The organism is Streptomyces sp. CB02400 (assembly GCF_001905725.1).
In the GTDB taxonomy this organism is placed as follows: Bacteria; Actinomycetota; Actinomycetes; order Streptomycetales; family Streptomycetaceae; genus Streptomyces; species Streptomyces atrovirens.
The window spans coordinates 1,151,093-1,167,299 of the sequence record NZ_LIWB01000001.1 but is presented as its reverse complement, the minus strand read 5'-3'; the positions used below and the strand labels follow the sequence as shown (position 1 = coordinate 1,167,299).

General features: G+C 71.1%; 8 protein-coding genes. 3 read left to right on the top strand and 5 right to left on the bottom strand.

Annotated elements, in window-relative coordinates:
* Window positions 1-51 precede the first annotated feature (51 nt).
* Window positions 52-2,259, bottom strand: coding sequence for a DEAD/DEAH box helicase (locus AMK33_RS04895; RefSeq protein ID WP_073931405.1), 2,208 nt, complete (start codon window positions 2,257-2,259; stop codon window positions 52-54).
* Window positions 2,259-3,608, bottom strand: coding sequence for a BREX system ATP-binding protein BrxD (brxD, locus tag AMK33_RS04890; RefSeq protein ID WP_073931404.1), 1,350 nt, complete (start codon window positions 3,606-3,608; stop codon window positions 2,259-2,261). Before brxD ends, AMK33_RS04895 begins: the two co-directional genes overlap by 1 nt.
* 196 nt (window positions 3,609-3,804) lie before the next feature.
* Here brxD and AMK33_RS04885 point away from each other — a divergent pair, with 196 nt between their 5' ends.
* The 3 genes from AMK33_RS04885 to AMK33_RS04875 all read left to right on the top strand — a co-directional run bounded on the left by AMK33_RS04885 (window position 3,805) and on the right by AMK33_RS04875 (window position 7,542).
* Window positions 3,805-4,524 carry a DUF4839 domain-containing protein gene (locus AMK33_RS04885; RefSeq protein ID WP_073931403.1) on the top strand — a complete coding sequence of 240 codons (720 nt, stop codon included), beginning with the start codon at window positions 3,805-3,807 and terminating at the stop codon, window positions 4,522-4,524.
* 151 nt (window positions 4,525-4,675) lie between these two features.
* Window positions 4,676-6,493, top strand: coding sequence for a DUF262 domain-containing protein (locus tag AMK33_RS04880; RefSeq protein WP_073931402.1), 1,818 nt, complete (start codon window positions 4,676-4,678; stop codon window positions 6,491-6,493).
* Window positions 6,490-7,542, top strand: coding sequence for a CBS domain-containing protein (locus tag AMK33_RS04875; RefSeq protein WP_073931401.1), 1,053 nt, complete (start codon window positions 6,490-6,492; stop codon window positions 7,540-7,542). The genes AMK33_RS04880 and AMK33_RS04875 overlap by 4 nt, the downstream gene beginning before the upstream one ends.
* Window positions 7,543-7,674: 132 nt before the next feature.
* Here AMK33_RS04875 and pglZ read toward each other — a convergent pair whose 3' ends face one another.
* The 3 genes from pglZ to AMK33_RS42770 form a co-directional block, all read right to left on the bottom strand.
* Entirely contained in the window at window positions 7,675-10,596 is a 2,922-nt protein-coding gene (gene pglZ / locus AMK33_RS04870) for a BREX-2 system phosphatase PglZ (protein ID WP_073931400.1), read from the bottom strand.
* Window positions 10,593-14,474 carry a BREX-2 system ATPase PglY gene (gene pglY / locus AMK33_RS04865; protein WP_073931399.1) on the bottom strand — a complete coding sequence of 1,294 codons (3,882 nt, stop codon included), beginning with the start codon at window positions 14,472-14,474 and terminating at the stop codon, window positions 10,593-10,595. Before pglY ends, pglZ begins: the two co-directional genes overlap by 4 nt.
* Window positions 14,475-14,825: 351 nt before the next feature.
* Complete coding sequence (locus AMK33_RS42770; RefSeq protein ID WP_073931398.1) at window positions 14,826-15,794, bottom strand: hypothetical protein; 969 nt, start codon at window positions 15,792-15,794, stop codon at window positions 14,826-14,828.
* Window positions 15,795-16,207: the final 413 nt, after the last annotated feature.

Sequence of the window (16,207 nt, the reverse complement as noted above, 5' to 3'; positions counted from 1 at the left end):
AGTTCAAATCCGCTTCACACGCCGTTGGACCCATGCCTCAGGCCTCAGGCCTCAGGCAACATCGTTCGAGTAGACGAGACGGACAGGCTCGGTAAGAACGGCGCGGGCGCTCTCGAAGTCGGCCAGGCGGGCCGCGACCGTGGCGACGGCGAGGCGTTCCGGGAGGGCGGCGGAGAACTTCAGGCCGCGTACGGCCCGGGGGTCCACGTCGGGCAGGACCAGGCTCTCGCCGACGTTCTCGCGGGCCGCGCGCCAGTCGGCCGGGGTGAGGTCCTCGCGCAGGCGCAGCCAGCAGTCGGTGGGACGTTGCAGGGGGTCGGCGACCGACGAGAGGGTGGCTGCGAGGGTGGCGTTGGCGCGGTAGCCGGCCCAGGTCCACCAGCGCACGTCGCGGCCGACTCGGGTGATCAGTGTGCCGTCCGGCTGCACGGTGTCGGGTGCGTCGGTCTCACGCTGTTCGGTCAGGCACGACTCGGCACGCCGGGTGAGGGAGACGGGCGGGTTCGCACCCAGCAGTACTTCACGCATGGCGCGGGTGAGGGCGTACGACAGTCCGGCGATGCCACCGTTCATCCACTTGGCGACACCTCCGCCGTCGGCGGGTTCGACGAAGACGCGTTTGCGCGTCCAGTCGATGTAGGTGACCTGCCAGCTGCGTCCGCCGAGCAGTAGGCGGCGCGGGCCCGGGCGTTCCTCGGTGAGCACGCTCGGGTCGGTGCGGCCGATCTCCGTGCGTCCGGACAGGACGGTGAACTGCGGTGGCGCGGTGAAGGACGCGGTGAGTTCGATGAAGTGCCGCTTGCCGAAGCGGCGTTCCGCCTCGGGCCCGACGAACAGCAGGCCGCCGTCGCTGTCGAGGAAGCCCTCCTCGGTGAGGTGGCGCAGGATCGGGGCGGCGGACCGGTCGAAGGGGGCGAGGCCGTTCCACTGCTGTTCCCACAACTGGTCGCCGAGCTTGTGCTGCTGCAGGGTGGCGGCGAGGAGCTGCTGGGCCACGAGGTGGCGCGGCTCGGGCGGTGGGAGGACCGGTTCGACCCAGCCGCGCGACCAGAGCAACAGCAAGCCTGCCGCTTGGAGCAGCGTGTCCTTGTGAGTGGTGAGGAACAGGCAGTTGCGTACGGTGCCGGGCCGTCGCCCGGTGCGGCCGATGCGCTGCAGGAAGGAGGCGACGGAGGCCGGTGAGTCGATCTGGATGACGCGGTCCAGGTCACCGACGTCGATGCCGAGTTCGAGGGTGGAGGTGGAGACGATGACGCAGTCGCGCGCTTCGGCGAAGGCCTGCTCGGAGCGCGTGCGTTCGTCGACGGAGAGGGAGGCGTGGGACAGGAAGACGGTCACCTCGCGGGCCCGGAGCGCGGCGCCCAGTTCCTCGACCTGACGGCGCGAGTCGCAGAAGACGAGGCGTTTCTCCCCCCGGTGCAGGGCGGCGATGAGCTTGGCTGCGTTGTCGAGGGAGCCCACGTAGTCGAGCTCCACCTCGCCCGCGGGCCTGCGGGACGGGTCCGCAGCAGCCTGCTCCCCGTGTCCGGCCGCACCGGTGGCGGGCAGGTGGACGCCCGGCGCGACGACCTGCCCGGTACGGCTCCCAGTACCAGCTCCCTGCAGCCAGCGCAGCAGGTGCTCGGGGTTGCCGACGGTCGCCGAGAGTCCGACGCGCTGGATGGGCCGGCCGGTGACCCGTTCCAGCCGTTCGAGTACGGCGAGCAGGTGCCAGCCCCGGTCGTCGCCCGCGAAGGCGTGCACCTCGTCGACGACGACGGTCCGTACGCTTCCCAGCAGCCGGGCGTGGTCGGTCTTGACGCCGATCAGCATCGCCTCGAGCGACTCGGGCGTGGTCAGCAGGACGTCCGGCGCCTCGGTACGGATGCGCTGCCGCTGCGACTCCTTGGTGTCGCCGTGCCAGAGGGCGGCGCGCCGTCCCAGCCACTGGGCGTAGGTGTCGACGCGGCCGACCAGGTTGTTGAGGAGTGCCTTGAGGGGGCACAGGTACAGCACCGAGGTGCCGGTCCACCGTTGTCCGGCCATCGCCGACAGCAGCGGGAAGCAGGCCGCCTCGGTCTTGCCGCCGGCCGTCGGCGCCAGCAGGACGGCGTCCTCGCCGTCCATGAGCGGGGTGATCGCCGCCCGCTGGAGGGGGCGCAGGTCGGGCCAGCCGAGGGTGTTGACGATGTGGTGCAGGACGACGGGGTCGAGCCGGTCGAGTACGTCGGCCCCTCCCCCGGCCGCCTCCGCCCCGGCCGGGCCATCGGTGTCCGCCATCACAGCTCCAGGTCGATGTCGTCGGCGGACGTGGAACCGCCGGTGACCGTGGCGGCCAGGTTCCGCTCCACGTCGGTGAGCTCGCTGCTCGCGACCGTCAGCTTGTAGTGCTGTCGCGGGTCGAAGTCGTCGAACTGGTCCACGCGGTCGAGGACGTCCCCGACGAGCTTCTTCAGGAACAGCCGGGGAGCCACCCCGACCTTTCCGCCCAGGGCTCCGCCGACGGCCCGCGCGAGGTCGGCGACGTAGACGTCGTCGACGACCGTCCGCACGCGCTCGGGCGACGTGGCGGCGTCGGCGTACAGGTCCCGGATGGTGACGCCGAGGCCGACCAGTGACTCCTGGATGAAGCCGGGCAGCCGGATCTGCACCGCGCGGGGGTTGTCGAAGCGCGGGTCGGTGGTGAAGTCGGTGGCGAGCCGCTGGGCGAGCGGGGCCAGGCGCTGGACGCCCTGCTGGCCGTCGTAGAAGGCCGGCGTGCCGGTGATGACGAGGTACAGGCCGGGGAAACGGCCGGAGTGCACCTCGTCGATGAGCTGCCGCAGCGCGTTGAGCGCCTTGTCGCGGGCGTCGGAGCGGACGCGCTGGAGCGTCTCCACTTCGTCGAGGACGACGAAGAGCCCGGTGTGGCCGGAGTCCCGCAGCACGGTGAGCAGGCCCTGCAGGAAGCCGAGCGCCCCGAAGTGGTCGAGGTCGCCGCGCACCCCGGCGGACCGGCGTGCGGAGGCGGCGACGTGCGGCTGGCCGCCGAGCCACGCCAGTACGGCCGCGGCGGTCGCCTCGTCGCCGTCGGCGAGGGCGGCACGGTAGCCGCGCAGGGCGGTGGCGAAGGACGGGGCGTGCCGGGACACCTCGGCGAGCCGCGCGACGAGCAGCTTCTCCACCTCACCGGGCAGCTCCTCCTCGGTCGCGCCGGCGGCGAGGGCGTCCTCCTCCAGCGCGTAGAACCAGGCGTCGACGACCGGGCGCAGAGCACTGGGCGGGAAGCTGGAGGTGGTGAGGCGCTCGGTGAGCCGCCGGTAGACCGTCTCCAGCTTGTGCAACGGCGTCTCGTTCTCGGAGATCTGGATCTCGGCCACGGCGAAGTTGCGACGCTTGGCCCGCTCCCCCAGCCAGCGGGTGAAGAACGTCTTGCCGGACCCGTACTCACCGCGCACGGCCTTGAACACGGACCCGCCGGACGCCACCGAATCCAGTTCCGAGTCGAGGGCCGCCTCGAACCGGTCGAGCCCGGTGGCCAGCAGGTCGAGCCCGCTCTCGGGCACGGCCCCGCGGCGCAGGGCATCGACGACGGTACGGCGGCGGGCGGCGCTGACCTGGGCGGGACGCTTGGATCCGGTGGTGCTCACGGGGAACAGTGTTCCATCTCCTCACACCTCAGCGCCCGGGCGAAGGGCCACAGTGTCCGGTTCGTAGACAAGTGCCCGTTGGTTCGACTTCCGTGCTCGAAGCCGATGGTGAGTCGACGATGTCGGGGTTTCCCCCGCCGTCCCTTATGCTCGCGAGGCAGTTGGTGTGAACAGTGCATTCGGGGGCGCGCGGCACATGGCCGACGAGATCAAGTACGAGTACAAGACCGTGCAGACCATTCGCGGCACCGACGGCTTGGTGATCTCGAAGATGCAGAAGGACGGCTGGGAGTTCGTCGAACAGTCCCAGGGCACGCTTCGCTCCACCCTCGCCTTCCGCCGGCCGAAGAAGCCGCTGCCGTGGCCCCTGATCGGCGCGGCGGCCGCCGGCCTCGCGGTCTTGGCCATCATCATCGGCACTGCCACCGCACTCAGCGATGGGGACGAGAAGAAGGACGAGGTGGCCAAGCCAGAGGCCGCCGCGAGCGAGGAGCCTTCCGCTACGCCGACTCCGAGCGCCGCCGAGTCGGCTGCCATCGAGGTGATCACGCCTGAGAACAGCCCGGAGTTCGCGGCTCTGCTGAAGACAGCGGACGACTGCGATGCCGCCAACGCGGACTTCGCAACCAAACACGAGGGCCGGACGGTCGCTTTCAACGGCTCGATCGTGCACATGGCACGCTACTCCACCGGCTACGACTTCCTCTTGGGCCCGGGCGACAAGGGACCGAGCACCACGGTCGGCCCGGCCTTCAAGTACGAGGGAGTCAACATCTCGGACTTGAAACTGACCGGCAAGGAGACCCCCGCCGCCGTCGGCGCAGGTGACAAGTTCCGCTTCATCGCCGAAGTTGGCGAATTCAACGCGGTCCAGTGCCTCTTCCACCTCGACCCGATCTCGACGGAAACCCGGTAGTCAACCCTTCTCCCCCAGGGATACCGCGGAACTCCTCGGTGGGTAGGCGCTCGCTGATGGTCTTGTTTATCTTCGAACCGGCTTGACCGTCACCACAGAGCGCTGCTGGAATCACTCTCCGTACAGGTAACAGGGCGGGGAGTGGAGTCACATGGCAGCCCTCGACAACGTGAAGCTCAAGGACGTTCTGGCGGATGTCGCCTCGGGTTCCTTACAATTGCCCGACTTTCAGCGGAACTGGAAGTGGGACGACGACCGGATCCGGGCGATCATCGCGACGGTCACGCTGGACTACCCGCTCGGCGTCGTGATGACGCTGCAGACCGGAGGCGCCACCCGGTTCCGTTCCCGGACCCTCACCGGCGCCCGGCCGGAGGGGGACCCGGAGGCCGATCTCCTGTTGCTGGACGGGCAGCAGCGCCTCACCTCCCTCTTCCAGGCCCTGTGGCTGGACGCTCCGGTGGAGACGGCGGACGCCCGTGGCAAGCCCATCCAGCGGTGGTACTACGTCGACATCGCGAAGGCCGTCGGGCCGTCCGCGGACCGCGACGAGGCCATCGTGTCCGTCCCGGCCGACAAGGTGCTGCGGACGGACTTCAACCGCACCGTGGTGCTGGACCTGAGCACCACCGAGGCCGAGTGCGCGGCCGGCCTCTTCCCTCTCCACTTCGTCTTCGACGCCCAGCGCGTCAACGAGTGGAAGAAGGCGTACATCAAGGCGGACGAGGACCGGAACTGGGACCTGTGGGGCCAGTTCGACGAGGCGGTCCTCCAGCAGGTCCGCGCCTTCCAGGTGCCGATGATCCGGCTGGCCGCCTCCACCTCCATGGACGCCGTCTGCGCGGTGTTCGAGCGGGTCAACACGGGCGGTGTGCCCCTGAACGTCTTCGAACTGCTCACCGCGACGTACGCCGGGGACCGTGACTATGTGGAGCGGACCGGGGACTACTACCAGCTTCCGGTGGTGTGGCGGGAGATCAAGCAGGCCCTGGCGAGTAAGTACCCGGTCTTCGGCCGCCTGGAGAGCGGTCTCGAGAACGGGCTGAGTAGCATCGACTTCCTACAGGCCATCGCACTGGTGCGTACCTGGGAGCGGAAGCAGGAGGGCCTCGGGACCACGGTGTCCTGCAAGCGCCGTGATCTGCTGGACCTCCCCCTGGCCGACTTCGTGCGCCTGGCGCCCAGGCTCGCCGACGCCTTCGCGTGGGTGGGCGACTTCCTGGAACGGCAGTGCATCGTCCGCCCGGCCGACCTGCCGTACAGAACGCAGCTCATCCCGCTCGCGGCAGTCCGCGCCATCCTCGACACGGGGACGGACGGCCTGGGGGCGGAGGAGAAGATCGAGCAGTGGTACTGGTGCGGGGTCCTCGGGGAGATGTACGGCGGCTCCACGGAGACGCGCTTCACCAAGGACGTCGAACAGCTCGTCCCCTGGATCGCGCAGGACGAGAAGGCGCCCGAGACGGTCACGGAGGCGTTCTTCTTCGCCGACCGCCTCGACACCCTCACCACTCGCAACAGCGCCGCCTACAAGGGCATCTACGCCCTGCTGATCAAGCAGGGGGCGGTGGACTGGCACTACACGAGCGCCCCGCTCAGTCCCGGTCGGCTGGACGAGTACGGCGTGGACGTGCGGCAGATCTTCCCCAGGACGTGGTTCCGGCGGGGCAACAGCAATGGTCTGCCCACCAGTTCCATCGTGAACAAGACGCCCTTGTCCTACCGTGCCGCGATGGACATGACGGGGGCACCGTCGTCGTACCTGTCCACGATGATCGCCGCGTCCGACATGCGTCCCGAGTGGTTCGACGATCTCCTGACCACCCACCTGATCGATCCGGACGCGCTGCGCGAGAACGACTACGAGCGCTTCTACCGCGACCGCTCCAAGCAGTTGCAGGACCTCGTGCACTCCGCCATGGGCAAGAGGACGATGCTCCGTGACCTGCCGGAGGGCGACGTCCGATGACGACCAGGCCGGACGAGCGGGACATGGCCTCGCTCAAGGGCAGGACCGTGTCCGTGCAAGAGATCCTCGACCTGTTCCAGGTCAGGGTCCGCGACCACCGGACGGTGCACCGCATCTCTCAGGCGTTCACGGACGCCGGGCTGACCACGCTGCCGGACTTCGCCGTCTGCGGTCTGCGCAGCACCGTGGACGTCGTGCCGCTGGCAGCCGTTCCCGCGCAGCGCACGCCCGCCGAACCGGAGGGTGAGGCCGACGAGGCGGACGAGGCCCTGCCCTCGCACGCGCTGCCGCAACGTCTGCTGCTCGGCGACATGCCGTCGGCACGGCGCGGCCTGGTGTCCGTGGGTCCCGGGACGCCCCTGTCCCAGACGACCTTCCTGATGCGCACGAAGGGGCTCTCCCAGGTGCCGGTGACCACCGGCATAGCGCAGGTTCACGGGGTCGTCACCTGGGGGTCCGTGGCCAAGATGTACGAGGCGGGGAAGGAGGCCACCCTCGACAACGCGATGGAGAAGGACTCGTTGCCCGTCGCCGACGCCCGCCAGGAGTTCTTCACCGCCCTCCCGGTCATCCGCGAACACGGCTATCTGCTCGTCCGCGGCGACGACGGCTGTCTGGCGGGCATTGTCACCGCCGCGGATGTCACGGAACGCTTCGAGGGGGCGGCGCGCCCCTTCTTCATCGTGGGTGAGATCGAGTCGTTGCTGCGCCGCTGCCTGGGCGCGGCACTGGACACGGAGGCCATCAAGGCGGTCCAGACGAACAAGAAGGCGGAGCATCGCACCGGTCAGGTGTCGGACCTGATGTTCGGCGACTACCTGAGGCTCCTGGACGGCGACCAGACGAAGCAGTCCCTCGCCGAGCGGGCCGACCGCAACTGGGAGGCGCTGAAGTGGCCCAACATGCCCCGGGAGCAGTTCATCGGCCTGCTGAAGCGGGTGAAGGACATCCGCAACCGGATCGCCCACTTCGATGAGAAGCCGCTCCCGTCGGAGATGATCGACGAGCTGACGACCTTCGCGAAGGTGCTGCGGGCGTTCGCGTCGTGAGGTGGCGGGGCAGGGTCGGTCCCCGGGAGCAGTGGACCGCGTTCACTGCCTACGCGGGTGAGATCACCGCCTGACGACGGACCCGTTCGGGGTGCCTCGGGACCAAGGTCCGAGGCACCCCGAGTCGTGTCGTCAGCCCGCTCCGAGGGCGAACTGCTCGCGTAGCAGCGCCTCGTGGAGCCGCAGGGTGCGGCCGTCCGGCAGGGTCTCCAGGACCTGTACGCCGTCGTAGTTGAGGAGTTGCCGCAGGACGGCGGCGAAGCCGTCGCCCCGGGTGACGGGCATGCCGGCGCGCTGGGCGAGCGCGGTCACCGGCAGGGTGCCGCCCGCGTCCAGCAGGGCGGCGAGCGCCTTGTGGACCTGCTCCTGCTGCGGCTTGCGGGCCAGGCCGCCGAGCTGCGCCTGGTACGTCTCCGAGTCGAGCAGCGCCGTCACCAGCGTCTCGGTGCGGGAGACGAGGGTCGGGGTGAGGAGGGCGTCGTCTCCCCCGGTGGTCAGCGCCACGTCGAAGAGCGTTTCGTGCGTCCGGGCGACTTCTGCCTGGTCCTTCTTGGCCTTCGCCGTCGGCTTCCTGGGAGCGGGAGCCGTCGCGGTCACCGGCCGGGCGGTGTGCTCGTCCGGCAGCGATGCCTTTCCGGTCTCCTCCGGGGCCCACCAGGCCGGCCGCTGGTCGCCCAGTTCCCGCCATCCCTTGGGGGGTTCCGCGCCGAACGGCAGGAAGGCGAGCACCGGGATGGTGACCTCGGCGAGGGAGGTACCTCCGTGGTAGCCGGCCTTGAGGGCGGTGTAGCGGGAGTCGGCGTCCCACAGGGCGACGACGGACGCGCCGGGCTCGGGCCACACCACGCGCGGTCCGGAGAGGGCGGTCTCCCGTTCGGCGAGCGGGCCGTCGCCGGGCAGGCGGTGGCGGGCGGACGCGGGGTCGGTAGCGGGGTCGACCTTCGTGCCGTGCCGGTCGACGACGTGGCCGTGGTCGCTGGTGAGGACGACCGCCATGCCCTGGGTGGCCGCCACCCGCAACAGGTCGCGCAGGCCAGGCACGTCGTCGATCCGCCAGGCGCCGTCGCCGAGCTTCTGCTCCTTGGCGAGCCGGTCGTCGATGGCGTTGAGGACGACGGCGACGTGGGTCCTGCCGTCGCCGAGCACCTCCGTAAGTGCCGGGCCGAAGGTGTCACCCGCGGTCTCGGTGCGCAGGTCGTCCTTGTGGAACACGGCGGCCGGGGCCCCGCCCCACAGCTTCAGCGCGGGGAAGAGCCGCTTCTCGTCGGCCTGGGTGCCCTTCATCAGGGTGCCCGCGAAGAGGGAGGTGCGGGACACGGCCGTCACCGTGGGCAGGGCGGCGGCCATCGCCCGCCGGTGCGGGGTGTCACCCTCGGGCAGCGGGTCGAACTCGGCCCAGGAGCGGCGCAGTTTCTCCCCGAGTTCGTTGGCGATGGCCGCGCTCATGCCGTCGAGCACGAGCAGCAGTACCCGCCGTTCCTCCGTGCGCCGCACGACCGGGCCGACCACGCGGTCGAGGAAGGTCTCGACGGTGAGCATGGAACCGGGCTGGGTACCGGCCTGCGTCCAGGCGGCCAGGGAGCGGGCGAAGGACGCGTCCATCTGCCGACGCCGGTCCCGCACGCGCGTGCCGAGGGTGTCGTAGGCGGCCTTGAGGACAAGGTCCGGGTCGCCGCCCGCCTCGATGTGCTCCAGGGCGAGGTCCACCCAGCCGGTCTCGGCGACGTGCCGCTGTAGGGCGTCGGCGACGGTGGGGGCGTCAGCGGGCGGGTCGGTGGCCAGCCAGCGGGCGAGGCGCTGGCCCATGCGGGCGCGTTCGATGCGGGCGGACTCCTCCGGCTCGGCGGTGAGCCGGTGGTCCTCCAGGCGGCGGACGGCGTCCGCCACCGCGGCCGTGTCGCCCGCCGCGAGGGCCCGGCCGACGGCGGTGAACCGGGCCTCGAGTCCGCCGCGCAGGACGGGGCTCGCCGCCACGGCCTCCTCCGCGCCGAACTGGCGGGCCAGCGCGGCGGCCCGGTCGAGCACGATGCCAGTGGTACGGCGTGCCTCGCGAGCCTGGTCGGCGTCGGTGCCGCCGGTGCGGTGTCCGGCCGCCAGCAGCGTGGTCACGTACTCCTCGGCGGCCCGCCCGAAGACGGTCACCAGGGTGTCGAGCTGGTCGCCGGCCGCCGGGGGCTGGTCGCCGAAGTAGCGTTCGGCGCGCCCCCGGGCCCGGTACGTCTCGGGGGCGGGTTCGGCGTGCTGCCACAGCGCCGCGCACACGAGGCCGAAGGCGGCGGCGTCCGCGCCGCGTTCGGCGTCGACGAGGGCGAGCAGTGCGCGTCCGGCGAGGCCCGCCTGGTCCTCCTCTCCGAGGAAGGCGGTCAGCCCGGCGCGTTCAGGGCCGCGCAGGGCGAGGAGCCGTTCGGGGGCGCCGGGCCGGGTCGACCAGTGCAGCAGGGCCTGGGCGTCGAGCCGGTCGTCGCCGGGGCGGCGCATGCCGCCCTCGGTGTCGTAGCGGCCCAGGCGCAGGCGGCGCTGGGCGAGCGCGGTGAGGGCGTACTGGCGGGACAGCCAGCCGCCGGGCACGGCCGGCCAGCCGCCGGGCGGGGTGGCGTCGAGCAGGGCCTCGGCGGCCCAGTTGACGTCCTTGAGCCGGGGGTCTATCTGCCGGGCGCCGAACGCCTCGCGGACGACGTCCCAGCTGTCGACCGTGTCGATGCGCAGCTTGTGGACGCGGGCGAGGATCGCCGGGTCGAGTTCGTGCTGCTCGCGGTCGGTGAGGACGACCAGGACGGCGGGGCCGGGGCGGCGGCCCCCCAGGTGGTCGAGGACGAGTTCGTGGACGGCGAGCGGGGACGGCGCGACCGCGACACCGGCCGTACGGCCGTCACCCCAGACGGGTTCGGCGGGCCCGTCCCACTGGGGAGCGGACCGCAGCAGCACGACCCGGCGCCTGCCCTCGCCGTCCCCCGTCAGGGAGGCGGCGAGGGAGGACTGCGAGGACAGGTACTGGGTGACGGTCGCGGTGTTCAGCCGGACCGCGCCCGGTGCGACGGTGGCGGTGTCCGTCATTCGATGACCTGCCAGGTGATCTCGATGGTCGCGTTCGGGTGGCGGGCGGCCAGTTCGGACAGCTCCGCCTGGAGGTCGGAGGCGGCCCGGGACACGGTCGTGCTGCGGCGCCCGGACGTGCGCGCGGTGCCGCCGCCGCTCACCGGGGAGGATGTCTCCTGCGGCGGGGTGTAGGGGATGCGCGGGTCACTGGTCGGCGTGTCCAGGGACTGACCGTCTGCCGTGGGGGGCAGGGGCGCGGGCGGCGGGGTGGCGGCGGCCTGGGCCCGCTTGATCAGGGCAACGACCTCGCGCTGGGTGCGGGCGAGGGCGTCGCGCAGGTCGGCGGTGCGCTGGTCGTCGCGGGCGACGTTGCGCAGCGAGTCGAGCAGTGCCTCGCCCTCGGGGCCGAGTCCGGCGGCGAGCTCCAGGGTGGTCCAGGGGGCGGAGGCGACGGCCTCCGCGACCGCGCGGGCCTTCTTGATGGAGGTGCCGTACCGGTCGGCGCTGGTCTCGCCCAGGTCGAAGGAGGCGAGGGCCTCCACGGTCTTCTTCGCCCCGGCCGCGCCCTTGCCGGCCTCCGCTGTGAGGACGTCCAGCAGTTCCAGGGAGCGTCGGGCGAGGGCGAGCCGTCCGGTGTCAGCGGTCTGGTCGAGACCGAGGAAGGTGGTGTGGGCCTCCAGCTGGTGCACCAGGTCGGCCGCGTGGTCCCGGTGGTCACGGGCGGCCTCGATGATCTGGCGGGCGAACTGGTTGACCATCCGGCCGCGCCGCAGCGCGGGCGGCTTCGCCCCGAAGACCGTCTCGAAGCGCTGCCGTGCGGTCTCCCAGTCGGACTCGGCGGGCAGCGGCTGGCTGCGCAGCGCGTCGTGGTCCTTGATCGCGGACAGTTCGGGCGCGGGGTCGAGGACGGTGCCGCCGCGCACCCACACCCGGTCGTCCATCTCGGCGAAGGAGGCGACGACGAGCCGGGCGAGGAAGTCGGGCAGGCCGCGCGGGTCGGGCCGGTCGGTCCAGTCGGTGAGGGTGATCAGGGACAGGTCCCCGGTGACGCCCTGGGAGCTGGCCTGCTGGCGGAAGTGGTCGGCCCAGTAGCGGGACAGCTCGAAGTACGCCTCCTTCTGCTGTCCGAGGCGCAGCGGCCCGGCGATGCGCTGCATGAGCTTGCGGTCGGCGGCCGGGACCTCGATCCGCCCGTCGCGGGCCTCGGCGGCGGCGCGGACGTGGGTGAACACCTTCTTGGTGTCGGCGGGCTTGACGGCGGTGCCGGTGGCGTCGGGGTCGAGGTCGGGGTGGGCCGGGTACTGGTGGGCGAGCAGCTTGCCCGCGACGTGCCGGATGCCGTCGTGCAGGCTCTGCCCGAAGGACAGGGTGAGCCCGTCGACGTCGGGCAGGGCGACGAGGTGGTCGTCGAAGTCGGGCACGACGTCGGCGGCCTGCTTCTGGGCGAGGCCGTACGCCTGCTTGAAGGCGCCCTTGACCTGCTTGAGCAGAGCCTCGCGCTGGGTTTCGAGGAGGCCCTTGGCGCGGCTGCGGTTGTCGGCGTTGAGGTGGCCTGCGTACTGGGTGTCGAAGCGGTGTTCGTCGGCGAGGGCCTTGTCGATGACGACGAGGCGCCGGAAGTCGGCGAAGCGCGTCGCGGACAGGTGGGCGGGCAGCCAGGCGACGGTGCGGGACCGCTCACCCTGCTGGCGTTCGCGCAGCCGCCGGATGCGGTTGACGTCCTCGACCGGGCCCCATTCGCCCTCGTCGAAGGGGAGGTCTATGGCGATGCGCCAGCGGCCCTCCTCCTGCGGCATCAGGTCGTGGTCGGGCAGCTCGTCCTCGTCGGCGACGTTGCCGAAGACGATCTCGGCGGTGCGGGCGGTGCCGCGCCAGGTGAAGCCGAGCTGGTCGCTCAACTGGCCGTGCTCGACACCCAGTTCCTCGGAGAGCAGGCGGCGGGCGAGGGCGACCCGGTTGCCGGGGTTGTCGTTGACCTGGGCGTTGGCGATGACGGAGTCCACGTCGACACCGGAGAGTTCGAGACGGACGCCGGGGTTGGCGTCGGTGCCGGTCTCCTTGATCTCGGGGAACCTGGCCGCCCATTCGGCGACCTTGTTCTTGATGATGCCGACCTCGGCGCCCGGGATGGGCGCGAGGACCGACCCGTGGTTGAGCGCGCCGAGCCGCCGGATGGTCAGCTCGGACAGCGCGGGCACGCTGGGCGCGAGCGCGGACAGCAGCAGGGTGCACACGAGCCGGTTGTCGCCGGTGAACATGCGGCAGCCGTTGAGCTTCTTCGGGTCGGTGAGGGACTCGGGCCGGTTGCGGTACTGCTCGACGTCGTCCTCGGTGATGTCGTACGAGCTGAGCAGGTAGGGCCGCAGCTTGGTCTTGTAGAGCTTGTCGGCGGCCTCGAAGACGACCTTCAGGCTGTCGGTGAACGGCTTGTCGCCTCCTTGCGCGATCACCGGGTAGAGGTCGCCGACGGGGACGAGCTGGCCGAGGCGGATCTCGTCGCGGTGGTCGGCTAGGAGCTGGCCCATCAGCTTCAGACCGGTGCGGGAGCGCTGCAGCGCGGACGAGATGTGGACGAGGGTGTCCATGAACGCCGGAGAGAACGGGTACGTCAGCCGGAACGACTCCGCGTCCGCGCCGGTGGTGCCCTTCTCCGAGCCGAGCAGGGTGTCCCAGACCTGGGGGCCGACCCGCTTGGTCTGCTCGAAGGCGGCGTCGACCTGCTGGGCCGCCTCGGCGTCCTTGGGCTTGAGGAGGCGGGCGTGGGCGATCTGCGGGAGGTTGCGGTCCTCCAGGGTGATCTTGTCGAACCGGCCGGAGGCCAGGTTCAGGGTGTCCTGGATGGACGACTCGGCCGCGCCGGACACCTCCTCGCCGACCAGCTCGCGCAGGTCGCGCTGACGGGCGATGAACGACACGACGGGAATGGCGCGGCGGGCGTCGCCGCCCTCCACGAAGTTCGTGATCTTGCTGGCCTCGCGGGCCACGAACTTCTGGTCGTGGATGAGGGTGGCCAGCCACAGGATCAGCTCGTCCATGAACAGGATCAGGCCGTCGTAGCCGAGCGACTTGGCGTGCTCGGCGATGACGGAGAGACCCGCGTCCAGGGAGATGAAGCCGTGCTCGTCCTCGGCGGCGTTCTTGGTGAAGCCGGGGAGGAGGTTGGTGCCGGCGTCGTTGACGAGCTTGGCGCGCAGTTCGGCCGGGGTGGAGGGGTTGGTGAGGTTGAGGTGGACGCCCGCCTCGTGGTTCTCCTCGGCGGCGAGCGCGGTGTCGAGGAGCTGCGGGGTCCAGGCGAAGCCCTCGCCCCACTCGTCCTCCTCGCCGTCGTCCGCGTCGCTGGTGCCCAGGCCGCGGATGACGGCCTCGTCGCCCATGTTGGCGCGCATGGCGCGGATGTCGGCGAAGAGGGAGTCGGTCCGGTACACCTGCGGGGTCGGCGCCTCGGGGTGCAGCTTCTTGACGTGGTGCACGTACCCGCCGAGCACCCGCTGTTCCAGGGCCTTCGCGCCGAGCATGTGGTACGGCACCAGCAGGAACTTCTTGCCGTCCGTGCTCAGCCACTCGTGCCTGGTCAGCACCGGGTCGAACTCGGTACGGGAGCGGGCGGCGGGGTTGCCGCTGAGCAGCGCGTACAGCACCGCCATGAAGTGCGACTTACCGGAACCGAACGACCCGTGGAGGTAAGCCGCCTTGGAGCGGTGTCCGTCCAGCGCGGACTTGATGAGGGCCAGCGCCTCGTCGAAGTTCTCCAGCAGCCGCTCGGTGACGACGTAGTCCTTGAGCGCGTGCTGGGCGCCCTCGGGTGTCGTCGCCTCGGCGAGGGACAGCACAAAGTCCGAGGTGGAGATGGACTCCTTGATGTCGATGACATCGCGGAGGAGGGGCGGCTGGGCCATTGCGGGTTCTCGCTCTCCCTGACGGTGATCGGTGCTGCTGCTCGTACACGGTGTCGTACGGGGTCCGCCGCCGAGGCCCGGGGCCGGTCCGAGGAGCGGGGCGGGGATCAGAGGTACGAATGGCCGATGCGGCGGGCCGACGGTAAGGACGAATCCGGCCATACGGTAACGGGACGGGCGCGACGCTCACGTCGTCGGCCGGTTCAGGTCTGACGGGTTCGCGGCGTCTGCACTCTTCGTCCCCCTCGTACTGAACGTCACCCGTACGGCCTGCGCATAGCACCCTACATCGGCACTCCCACCGGCCCCGTGCCGTATCCCCTCGCGACCGCCCGTACCGGCCGCGAACGGTCACTCCGCGTCGACGTGGGTCCGGCGGGCGGAACGGGTCCGGAGCCAGTACGAGCGGGCAGCGACGATCAGCGCGACTCCGTAGACGGCGAATGCGGCCATGCCTATCCAGGCGACCAGCATTGCGTCGCTCGAGGAGGGGAAGTCGCCTCGCCTCATCGTCACCACGCCGGCCGTCGCCAGAGTCACGTAGCCGACGCCGAGCACTCCGTACGGAGCCAGCGTGGCGGCGCCGATCAAGGCCGGAGCCAGAGGGAGCCAGCGGGGGACGCGCCGGCCGCGCAGCCACAGCGTCCAGCGCGGGAAGACCTGGCCCCATGGGCGGACCAGGCCCCACAGCAGGAAGATGCCGAGCGCGGCCAGCAGCACGGTGCCGTCCAGGCCCCAGGACTCCAGGGTGAGCCAAATTCCCGACGCACCGTTGCGCTGGGAGATCGTGAGCATCTCCTCTCCGGTCATCCCGGCGAAGGTGCCGCCGGACGCCCAGACGAGTTTCATCGCCGCGTAGGGGAGAAAGGCCGCGGTGCCGGCGCAGGCGGCGAGCTGGACCGGCCTGGATGCGGTGGAAGGGGCCTGCACGACGGGCGCGGCGGGTGGGCGGCGGCCGGACCGGGCAGTGGCCGCGAGCAGCAGCACCCCGGTCGCCGCCAGCGCGTGATGTGCCGCGGCCACGCCGTCGTCCACACCCTGACCGAATACCAGGGTGATGACGTCCATCAGCAGACCGAACGCGGCGATCCCTGCCAGCGCGCAGACCACCCACAGCAGCACCCGCAACGCCGGCCGCAGTCCGTACAGCATCACCGCGCCACAGGCCAGGGCCGCCAGTGCCCCCACCCCCGCGACCCCCCAGCCCAGCGTCGAGGGTCCCGGGTCGCTGCCCAGGTAGAGCGGCGGCGTCCCGCTCAGCGCGCATGCCAGGCCGAAGCCGGCGTACACCACCGCCCACGCCGTCGTTGCCCGGCCCACCCAGTACGGCCACCGCTGCCACCATGCGCGCCGAAGCGCCCTCGTCGTCCCTGTCGCACCGACCATGCACCGACCCTCGCATCGACCGCAGCAGCGCGACATCAACTGTCGAAACGACCTCCATCCGCCTACAGGGGGAGCACTCCCTACGCCTGACGTATGCCTTACGCGGTGTAATGACACGGCTGACCACACAGGGGATCGCGCCTTCACCGCCGTCCGACCGCCAGGACTTCTCGGTGTCGAGCTCGACCACCCGGTCCTTCCTCCAGCAGCGTTTCCGGCAGGGCTCCACCGCGTCCAGCGGTGAGTGCGGGTGAGAAAGATGCACGCCGCACAGCGAAAAGCCCCGGGGCACTCTCCCCGGGGCTTCGCATCAACTCATCGGTCAGCGCGCGCCGGGACAGGTTCCG

Bases quoted from the DNA above. Each gene is read 5' to 3' on its own strand.
- AMK33_RS04895 (WP_073931405.1), bottom strand. From the start codon at position 2,259: ATGGCGGACACCGATGGCCCGGCCGGGGCGGAGGCGGCCGGGGGAGGG.
- AMK33_RS04885 (WP_073931403.1), top strand. From the start codon at position 3,805: ATGGCCGACGAGATCAAGTACGAGTACAAGACCGTGCAGACCATTCGC.
- AMK33_RS04880 (WP_073931402.1), top strand. From the start codon at position 4,676: ATGGCAGCCCTCGACAACGTGAAGCTCAAGGACGTTCTGGCGGATGTC.
- AMK33_RS04875 (WP_073931401.1), top strand. From the start codon at position 6,490: ATGACGACCAGGCCGGACGAGCGGGACATGGCCTCGCTCAAGGGCAGG.
- pglZ (WP_073931400.1), bottom strand. From the start codon at position 10,596: ATGACGGACACCGCCACCGTCGCACCGGGCGCGGTCCGGCTGAACACC.
- pglY (WP_073931399.1), bottom strand. From the start codon at position 14,474: ATGGCCCAGCCGCCCCTCCTCCGCGATGTCATCGACATCAAGGAGTCC.